This is a genomic window from Mesotoga sp. UBA5825 (assembly GCF_002432955.1).
In the GTDB taxonomy this organism is placed as follows: domain Bacteria; phylum Thermotogota; class Thermotogae; order Petrotogales; family Kosmotogaceae; genus Mesotoga.
The window spans coordinates 7352-8622 of the sequence record NZ_DJHG01000019.1; the positions used below are offsets into that span (position 1 = coordinate 7352).

Here is a 1271-nt window from a genome sequence, read left to right on the forward strand (position 1 = left end):
GGGCGCCGTTTTTCGCTATAGCAAGTCATTTTCCAACAACGAGGCTTAGCGACTAACTCTCCTTCCTTTGCAACCCTAACCAAATGTGGTTCACACGGGAACAGCAGCATGAGATATGTATTTTCCCTTTCCCCATATCTGGCAAGTCCTCCATTTCATACTACCCTCAAAGAAATGATAGTCTTTCAAGGCGGCAGTTTATTGAAGTGGATGGAGCATTATAAAGACTATAATAGTAAGAAGTGAAAATGAGGAGATTGCTCATGAATACCGTTGTCTGTATTGGAGATAGTATTACCTATGGCCGCGTGGGTGTGAGTTACTTCGAGATGCTGAAAAGCGAATTCCGGGGAAAGCTTGAGTTTATAAATAGTGGAGTGAATGGAAACCTCTCTTATGACGTTCTCAAGAGAATCGAGAAAGTGACCAGCATGAAGCCAGATATTGCTATTCTCCTGGTAGGAACAAATGACGTGTGGGCGACCTATTCAGAAAAGACCATGAAAGCCTATATCAGAAAAAACAGACTACCCGAGAGACCTTCAAGAGAAAGCTACGCAAGAAACCTCGCTGGGATCCTCCAAAGGCTCAAGACCTCCTCCATTGCTCATGTAGGCGTAATGTCGCTGCCTTTGATCACNNATAACCTCACAGATGGACTTGTGCTATATGGATCTCAATGAACGTCAGCGCGATTACCTGAAAAAGGCAGATGAAAGACCTTCGTCAGGGCGGGAAGTCTCCTGGGAATTCACATTGAGAATGATATTCAAACACATCTTGTTGAGAAAGAGTTGGGACGCTCTCTCGCAGGAAAATGGATTTCTGTTGACGGTGGATCATGTTCATCAAAATACCACGGGAGCAACCCTGATCAAAGATTGCGCCTCGGAGTTCTTGAGGAAGCTTTCGCTTCCAGATAGCTGATTCCTTCAGTGCTCATGATTGGAACAACGGACTAAGAGCTGTTCATTTGCACTTGACCGGAATCCCTGTTTAAGGAAGCTCTTCCTTCTTCATAAGCAAAGGACGGCTCTTCACAGCGTATAGCGGTTCTTAAGGGACCAGTAGTAGGACCAATTACGTTTCTTAGGATTCGACAGAGTATCTCTCTTTGCTTTTCCGTTTTGCGAGCAGAGTTTTCTTATGTAGTTATTTTGGAACACATTACTATGAGCCCCATAATCGATTGTACTAGTGAACTTCTTGCCAGTAAGCCCTAGGGCTCTTGATTCATGATTGCATTTCATATAGTGCAACTCAAATCAAGA

The 1271-nt window shown here is 44.0% G+C and carries 1 protein-coding gene; it reads left to right on the top strand.

From position 1 onward, the window contains the following. Positions 1 to 329 precede the first annotated feature (329 nt). Positions 330 to 683 carry an SGNH/GDSL hydrolase family protein gene (locus B3N33_RS01160; protein ID WP_422655890.1) on the top strand — a complete coding sequence of 118 codons (354 nt, stop codon included), beginning with the start codon at positions 330 to 332 and terminating at the stop codon, positions 681 to 683. The last annotated feature ends 588 nt before the right edge of the window (positions 684 to 1271 follow it).